Raw genomic sequence first — 6,342 nt, 5'->3', positions numbered from 1 at the left:
TGGACGATAACCGTATTCTGATAGTACTTCCTGAATCTCTATACTATTGTCCATAATTAATACCGTCTCTCATCATGAATTTTATTGGTATATGAACATCTTACAAAAACTGTTCACTACGATCTTTGGTTGATCTTAAACATTATTTGCATGATATTGACCAATGAATTGTTTGTTGAGTAAGCAAATTCACTGCAACAAGTTTTTGCGCTGAATGAGAAAGCTGATCTGGCGGAACAGGAGTTAAATCAAGCAATACAGGAGTATATTGCATTTACAGCCATAAACGGTTTCAGAAAAACTAAACGACCGCTCACCCGTGAAATACCGAGAATCGGTCGCTGCTTAATGCTTTTTTACATACTCCTTTTAACAATGGATAAAGAATAGTTCATTCAACGAATCTCGATTCCCTTTATGCAAAAGTCTCATAATGTTTTGACAGCCGATGCAGCGAAATCGCAGTGAGCAAAGCTGCGCCTAGCGGCAGACAGTGTTCCTCGATGGTAAACTTCGGATGATGCAGCCCGTAAGCTCGTTCAGCCCCGATTTCCGGTCCAGAGCCCAGCCAGAAAAAGCATCCGGGCACATGCTGAAGATACATGGAAAAATCTTCTCCGGCCAACACGGGATTCGCTTCAGCCCTGTTTTCCCTACCTAGTAGAAGGTCCACAACCTCTTCAACATTCCGCGTGTGGGAATCGTGATTAACTAGCACCGGCACTTGCTTCTTATACTGAAGCTCCACTGTGCAGCGGTAGGCTTCGGCTGTTCGGCTGATTATCCGCTGCAACCGGAAAGGCATTTCCTCTTGGACGTTATGGGAGAATGTTCTGACAGTACCAGACAACACCACCCGGTTGGGGATTATGTTATACGAGGTTCCTCCATGGATGCTTCCGACGGTAACGACTACCGGGTCAAAGGGAGAAACTTCCCGGCTGACCGCCGATTGAAGCGACAAGATAATCGCTGAAGCTGCTAATACAGGATCGACACATTGATCGGGTATAGCGCCGTGACCACCCTTTCCTGAGACGGTCAGTTCAAACTGATCAACCGAGCCCATCAAGCTACCATACCGTGTAGCCGCCTTGCCGGTGGAAAGCGTTGGGAGATTGTGTAATCCATAAATTTCGTCCACACCTTTCAGAACGCCCTCATCGATCATCGCTTTCGCTCCGGCATTAATTTCTTCCGCCGATTGAAAAATGAATCGGACGCTGCCGGCCAGTTGCTCTTTCCGATCCGTCAACAGCTTGGCTGCACCATACAAAATGGACGTGTGAGCATCATGCCCGCATGCGTGCATTTTGCCGGGTATAATAGAAGCGAATGGCAATTCGGTTTCCTCCTGAATCGGAAGCGCATCCATATCCGCCCGAAGGGCGATCCGGGGTCCAGGCCTTCTCCCTATCAGATCGGCAACAATGCCATGCCCTCCAACGTCCCTTCGAACTTGAAGTCCGAGACGCTCGAGTAAAATAGCTACCGTTGAAGCGGTTTCAGTTTCCTCGAGGCTGAGCTCGGGATTTTGATGGAGCTTGCGGCGCAGCTCGATCAGCTCGCGTTCAATCGCTTTTGCGGCAGGCAGTAGTTCACTAAGTACTTTCTCTGTCATCATCCTTCTCCTTTAAGCTCGTTTGAGGCTTCTTTCTATTCTTGGGACCAACTGCCTCATGATTTGTTTTCCCGTCAACGTCTTTGCCAAATCGCATATATCCACCGCCTACGCAAGCCATTCTGACAGATGCTTCTTAACGAACTCGTCATCGTTTAGATGTGGATAAGACTGGTATACTCTATCGATTTCTTCCATCTGACCTTCGGATAGCTCTTCGTGTGGATTCAGGCACCAGATCCCTTTAAGCAAGCCTTGCCGCCTCAGAACTTCGTGAATTCCAGGGATGCAACCGGTGAATCCGTGAGCGGGATCGAGAAATGCCGCATTCGTGTCTGTCACTTCAACGTTACACGTTAGCCATTCCAGTGATATTCCCTCTTGCGTCCGGGTACGTTTGATTTCTTCGAGCAACTCCACCGCTTTAATCGTCCAAACGGCCCAATGGTCGGCTTCCACCCCTTCGAATACGGGTTCAACCCCGATACGCTTGCCGAATTCCTCCGCTGCCCAACGAATCGATATCGTCTCCGGCCCTGTAACGTTCAAGAAGTTGACAGGTGCCTCACAAGCGAGCAAGGAGCGGATGGCAATTTCATTGGCATCCCCTTGCCAGATGACATTCACGGAACCCATCGTCAGATTGATCGGCTTCTCGGCTTTTACTGCTTTAGCGATTTCCAGCAATAGTTTGATACTTAGGCGTTCTCTTCTGGACCTTCCTTCACTCAATAGACGCTATCCATAAGCATAGCTACTTCGAAGTTAATCGTCGTTTCCGATGATATAGATATAACCATCTTCCACAGCGACCAGAAGTTCAGTCTTCCCGTCACCATCGATGTCAGCAGCAATAGGAATGCCCGAACCCGCTCCCACAAACATTTTCCAGGTTACCCGGCTTTTCCTTTTCTCTTGGAGCACTAAATCATCCTTACCACTTAGCGCAGCGATATAGCCGGTGTTAGTAGAAATGATGAATTCAGGTAGTCCGTCACCGTCAATATCGCACGTAATGATATCTCTTGCACATACATTTTCACCAAATTCCGGCTTCAAATCATATCGCCATTTCGTATCTCCGGAATCGGCATCGTAGCAATAGATATATCCTTTGTATTGATCCCAATCTCCGGTCGTATATTGAATGCACACTTCCAAATTACCATCGCCGTCCACATCGCCGATACCCTGCATCCTACCCTGTATATCCTGGTCAAAAATATTTTTTGGCTTACCGTCCTCATCATACTCGGATACAGGCATGATTTTGTTCCAGAGCATTTTCGGCTTTTCCATCGGATTCTTTGGCGGCAGCTCATTCGTAAATACCGAGAAACTGTTAAAGCCGGAACAAATGATATGATAGGGCTCTTTACCTTCTCCGACATTAGCGATAATCGGCACCGAGTAATAAATTTTACAAAGCTGCGGACTCACCTGTGCGACATGGGTAAATAAACTTGCGCCGTTCTCCTTGTCGTATTTGAGTTTAACGTAAGTTTCAAGCGCAACGAACATTATTTCGTCGCACCCGTCGCCATCCACATCATAGACTGCGGCGGAACTGCCAATTGGCGCTGGAAGCAACGCTCTTTTATTGGTGATTCCATGTTCCGCATTGGTCACCGTTTCAAGCTCTTTCGTCATATAAACCAGCTTCTTCGTCGAGCCGTCTATAATCGCCGAACGACCTGTCGGATACACATTTTGCAAGGCGCAAAAAATATCCGGTACGCCATCCCCATTAAAATCAGCAATGGCTATGTCTTTGATCGCACCGGCAGTAAAATTGATCACTTTCCCATCCCGATCATGCTTGAAGTAGTAGGACCACTTTTCTCTCCCACTGTAATCAAGCACACGAATACCCGGCAGTCCCTCTTTGTCATGGGCGACAACGATCTCTAAATATCCATCCCCATCCATATCGCAGATTGCAGCACTCATTGCCCTTGCTTTTCCGCATAGCTTGCCGTAACCCGGAACAGACCAAAGTTTTCTTGGCTCGCCTTGAATCATTCTATAACATATCACCATGTTGTTTGCGCAAATGATAATTTCATTTATCCCATCTTGATCTATATCTGCAACTGCGGGTACTAAGTTAGGATCCCCGCCAGAGATATACTCCCACAGCGGACTGCCACCCTGATCAATCGCACGCAAAATACCGTTTTTTCCTTTCAAGAGCAAAATGAGTTCACCCTTGCTGTCGTGCATAAAGCCGAATGGTGATCCGAGCTCAGCGTCGAAGCTCATCATCACATCATAGTTTTTTGCGTCTCTAAATTTGATACACTCATATTGATCATGGTGCTTGATCATCAGCTCCTGCTGACCATCATGGTCACAATCAAAGGCAAAGCTTCTGGAATAAACACCCATTCCTGTCGGGCTGATATGCTCCTCCGAAGCAGCAATCGTATTAAACACAAATTCCGCGGCTTGCATGCTGAACATGCTTTCGAACTGACCGTTTTCGGCCAAATATAAAATCTCGATCGGGCTTTTTCCTTGCGGCTTCTCCGCATTTTCTTTAGTAACTAGCAATTGTTTAGTCTGGTTCCCGAGTACGTCTACAATTCCGTGCAAATAATAGTCTGAAATTAAATGCTCCGTTTTACCGTTTGAACTATTTTTAATGCATATGCTCCATGTTCCTACACCACTTTCCTCTTCATACTCAAACAGATTCTGGCATATTTCCATTAAGCCGTCGCCGTTTATATCGCAAACGGGGTCATCGACAGAGCGCATTACATAATAAAGCCCGTTTTTTTCATTCGGCTGTCCGCTGTATCCATAGTACTCATCCCAGGCAAATTTCAGCTGACCTTTATCGTTATTGACAACACCGGTGTGCAATGAAACGACATTAGCCACGATAACCGCGTCCGCATACCCGCTTCCATCCAAATCTGTCATCGTAAAATAGCCGTAATTTCTGCCGGAAGATGCGCCCTCCGGCCACCACTCCACACTTTGAACCGGTTGTTTGACCTGTTGCCGCACTTCTTCAGATGTTAGGGAGGTTAGGCTCAAAATCGCCCTCATATCATATACATCAAGTCCGGCATGCCGTAAAACACAGAGTTCCTTATAGCCGTCGCCATCGATGTCGCAAACTACAGTGCTCGGATAAAAGGCCGCAATGTTCCCTTCATCTTCGGTCCGTTTATCGAGGATTTTTTCAATTAATTCGCAGGTGAACGCATTCCTCTCGTCCCGTCCGAATTGATAGATATAAATATACGGCTTTTTGTGTACGCAAAATGCGAGCTCCATTCGGCCGTCCCCATCAAAGTCGGCTATCGAGCATCGCGATGAGAAAATATCGCTGTCTACATATCCGATGTGCAGGACGTCTCCATTCTGAGCATCCAGTATGATCATAGATTTGTCGCCTACAGCAAAAATCTCAGCCTTTCCATCTCCGTCTAGGTCATCGGCTCTAAAAATACTAGAAGCCATTACAAACGTTGATTTCCAAATCGTTTCCCCACTGCAATCAATGGCACAAATACGGCCAGAATCGATTAATAGCAATTCTGGGACGCCGTCTCCGTTAATGTCCGCATAAAGTATATTCGCATTCAGCTCTCCATGAACAAAGATTCGGGCTGAAACACCAGGCTGCTTAATATCACCGGGAGCAGCTTGAAATCCTAAATTATCCGGCGTATTCCGGTAGTTGCGCCACTCCCCATACCCTGTTCCTCGTGCGGCATCCTTCATCTTATATTCTCACTCTCCATTGTTGTACAATACAGGAGCTTTAATTTTCCATTTGTTTTCACTGTCGGGACGAGCAAGAATGCCGTAGGTTTCCGGACGCCTCATCCCTAGAAAGCACTCCTTGAGGGTTGGATACTTCTTCTTGGTTTCACCTGTCGCCCAGTATTCATACGATTCATCCAAGTCCACCGCTGCAACGGCGACCCCCGGCCTGTGCCCTGTATCGGCCCGGGTTCTGCCATAAGGGTCTACAATCCGGGAATGGCCCATAGGATTACCAGCTAAATAGGGCATTTTCACGTAGTGACTCGTAACGACATAAATCTGATTGTCGATGGCCCGCGCATTAATTAAAGATTCATTCAGACTGCCTGTATAGTCAATGGCTGCGGTAGGATGAACGATGACATCCGCTCCCTGCAGCGCTAAGATTGTCCATATTTCCGGATAATGCAATTCCATACAAACGGTTATTCCGATCGTGCCGAAATCCAATTCAAATACGGGATAGCTGTCTCCAGGGCTAACATCGACTTCCTCAGACGGGGCAAGATGCGTTTTTCTGTATTTGCCTATGTAGCGTCCCTGCCTGTCGATAACAATGCTTGTATTGTATACGTGCTTCCCTTCCCGTTCCCGGATGGAGAGCACCAGATTCGTGTTGCACTTTACCGCCGCCTCTTTAAATTTTTGCTGGATAGGGCCTCCCGGAACCGTTTCTCCCATTTTACGAGATTCCTCATAGGGGATACCGAATAAAACATCAATTTCCTCCGGCAGCACCACCAAGTCGGGCTTCCATGGAGATAATTCATCTATCAGCTTAAGAGCTCTTTCGATGTTGACACCTGGTTGTACAGACCTCTCATCAATAGGCAAAGAAATCGTAGCTAGCACAGCTTTTCTGCTCAAAGCTAAATCCTCCTCCATCTTCAACTATCCGGTTAATCAATCGTGCTATCACAAGCCTTCTCCAGAAATTG

The 6,342-nt window shown here is 46.9% G+C and carries 3 protein-coding genes and 1 pseudogene; all 4 read right to left on the bottom strand.

Annotated elements, in window-relative coordinates; all coding sequences use genetic code 11:
* Positions 1-415: 415 nt before the first annotated feature.
* The 4 genes and pseudogenes from ACFPYJ_RS29905 to ACFPYJ_RS29890 all read right to left on the bottom strand — a co-directional run bounded on the left by ACFPYJ_RS29905 (position 416) and on the right by ACFPYJ_RS29890 (position 6,271).
* A complete protein-coding gene (locus ACFPYJ_RS29905; RefSeq protein WP_379191912.1) occupies positions 416-1,621 on the bottom strand; it encodes a M20 metallopeptidase family protein in 1,206 nt (401 codons plus the stop codon).
* A 108-nt stretch (positions 1,622-1,729) separates the two neighbouring features.
* Positions 1,730-2,074: pseudogene (locus tag ACFPYJ_RS29900) on the bottom strand (dihydrodipicolinate synthase family protein); the annotation flags it as partial.
* 312 nt (positions 2,075-2,386) lie between these two features.
* The gene (locus ACFPYJ_RS29895; protein ID WP_379191911.1) at positions 2,387-5,359 is read right to left on the bottom strand and encodes an FG-GAP repeat domain-containing protein; all 2,973 of its coding nucleotides are present in this window, start codon (positions 5,357-5,359) and stop codon (positions 2,387-2,389) included.
* Positions 5,360-5,368: 9 nt separating this feature from the next.
* On the bottom strand, positions 5,369-6,271 hold the full coding sequence (locus tag ACFPYJ_RS29890) for a carbon-nitrogen hydrolase family protein (protein ID WP_379191910.1): 903 nt from the start codon (positions 6,269-6,271) through the stop codon (positions 5,369-5,371).
* Between the last annotated feature and the right edge of the window lie 71 nt (positions 6,272-6,342).

This window comes from Paenibacillus solisilvae, from assembly GCF_042656405.1.
In the GTDB taxonomy this organism is placed as follows: domain Bacteria; phylum Bacillota; class Bacilli; order Paenibacillales; family Paenibacillaceae; genus Paenibacillus_Z; species Paenibacillus_Z solisilvae.
Note: the sequence above shows the minus strand (reverse complement) of the source record. Positions and strands in the feature narration are given on the sequence as shown.

Excerpts from the sequence above, each read along its gene's own strand:
- ACFPYJ_RS29905 (WP_379191912.1), bottom strand. The coding sequence starts at position 1,621 with ATGACAGAGAAAGTACTTAGTGAACTACTGCCTGCCGCAAAAGCGATT.
- ACFPYJ_RS29895 (WP_379191911.1), bottom strand. The coding sequence starts at position 5,359 with ATGAAGGATGCCGCACGAGGAACAGGGTATGGGGAGTGGCGCAACTAC.